Origin of the sequence: Burkholderia sp. HI2714, from assembly GCF_002223085.1 — a bacterium.
Taxonomy (GTDB): domain Bacteria; phylum Pseudomonadota; class Gammaproteobacteria; order Burkholderiales; family Burkholderiaceae; genus Burkholderia; species Burkholderia lata_D.
Genome location: NZ_NKFM01000138.1, coordinates 1 through 1,660, shown reverse-complemented (window position 1 = coordinate 1,660; position 1,660 = coordinate 1). Strand labels below are relative to the sequence as shown.

Genomic DNA, 1,660 nt, shown 5'->3' with positions numbered 1-1,660 from the left:
CCCCCCGCGTCAGAATAGTTGTCGCCCGGATAGGATCTGGAAATCTGGGGGCGCTATAAGGACGAGAAGTGGCGAAGTACGGACAAGCATTCAAGGACAAGGTGGTTGCAAGGTTGCTGCCGCCGGAGAGCGCGTCGGTTGAAGATGTCGCGCAGGAAACACGAGTGAGCGTGAGTACGCTGGAACGGTGGCGCAGTGAGTCGCAGTCCAATCCCGCCCGCGGGCGGGGTTGGACTGCGGCGTCGCGATTGGACGCGGTGCTCACCACCGCCGCCTTGGACGAGACATCGCGCAACGCATGGTGTCGCGAGAACGGCGTGTATCCGCAGGAACTTGGCGCATGGCGGGAAGCGGCCACACAGGCGCTGGCAGACCCGGAGGACGTGCGTGCCACGCCCCGACAAACGAAGGCGGATCGCCGCCGGATCAAGGAGCTCGAGCGGGAAGTTCGGCGCAAGGACCGTGCGCTGGCCGAGACGACGGCCCTGTTGGTGCTGTCAAAAAAGCTCGAGGCGATCTTCCACAAGGGCGAGGACGAATGATCGGTCTCGAAGATCGCCAGATGACTGCCCGAAACATAGAAGCGGCTCATGAGGCTGGTGCGCGCCTGCGTCTGGCCTGCGAGACCGCCGGCATTGACGTGCGCACCCTGCAGCGCTGGAAGGCCCGGAATGGGCTGCAAACGGGCGATCGCCGACCGCAGGCTGTTCATCCCGAACCAGCGCACGCGTTGACCGAGCAGGAGCGCCAGGCCGTGCTCGCGATCGCCAACGAACCGCGCTTTGCCGATATGCCGCCCGCGCGAATCGTGCCGGCGCTTGCCGACGAAGGCGTCTACCTGGCGAGCGAATCGACCTTCTGTCGGTTGCTGCGAGCGCAAGGCCAGAACGCTCATCGCGGTCGAGCCAAAGCGCCGCAAACCAGCCGCGAGCCGAGCACGCACATCGCGACCGCAGTCCGCCAGGTCTGGTGTTGGGATATGACGTATCTGCCCGCCACCGTGGCCGGCATGTGGTTCTACCTGTACTTGATCATGGACATCTACAGCCGCAAGATCATCGCCTGGGAAGTGCATGCGACCGACAACGCCGATCATGCCGTTCGGGTCGTTCAGCGGGCGGCGCTGGCCGAAGGGATTGCTGCTGACGAGCAGGGCCCCGTCCTGCACGGCGACAACGGTTCTACGCTGAAGGCCACGACGGTGCTGGCGATGCTCCACTGGCTCGGCGTGAAGCCCTCGTACTCGCGTCCGCGCGTGAGCGACGACAACGCGTTCGTCGAATCCCTGTTCCGCACGGCCAAGTACCGTCCCGAGTTCCCGGCGCACGGCTTTGCAGACCTGGACGCCGCGAGGCAATGGGCGATGCGCTTCGTGCACTGGTACAACAACGAGCATCGACACTGCGGCATCCGCTACGTCACGCCGACTCAGCGACATGCTGGTGAAGACGTCGCAATCCTCGCCTCGCGGCACGAGCTCTACCAAGCCGCCCGCGAGCGTCATCCGGCCCGCTGGTCGGGCCAGACGCGTAACTGGACGCCGGCCGGGCCCGTCGCGCTCAATCCCGAGCGCGATGCCATCATCAACGAGGTCGGAATCAGGGTTCATAAACAGGTTCACGTTGCATGACAGAGGCGACAACTACCTTGACGCGCACCG

The 1,660-nt window shown here is 64.8% G+C and carries 1 protein-coding gene; it reads left to right on the top strand.

Annotated features, from left to right (window positions below; all coding sequences use genetic code 11):
• The first annotated feature begins 68 nt into the window (after positions 1-68).
• Positions 69-1,630 (top strand): IS3 family transposase gene (locus CFB82_RS41485; RefSeq protein ID WP_089487958.1). Its coding sequence is split into 2 segments (ribosomal slippage): positions 69-498 and positions 498-1,630, totalling 1,563 coding nucleotides; the frame shifts between segments, so codons are not numbered across the junction.
• The last annotated feature ends 30 nt before the right edge of the window (positions 1,631-1,660 follow it).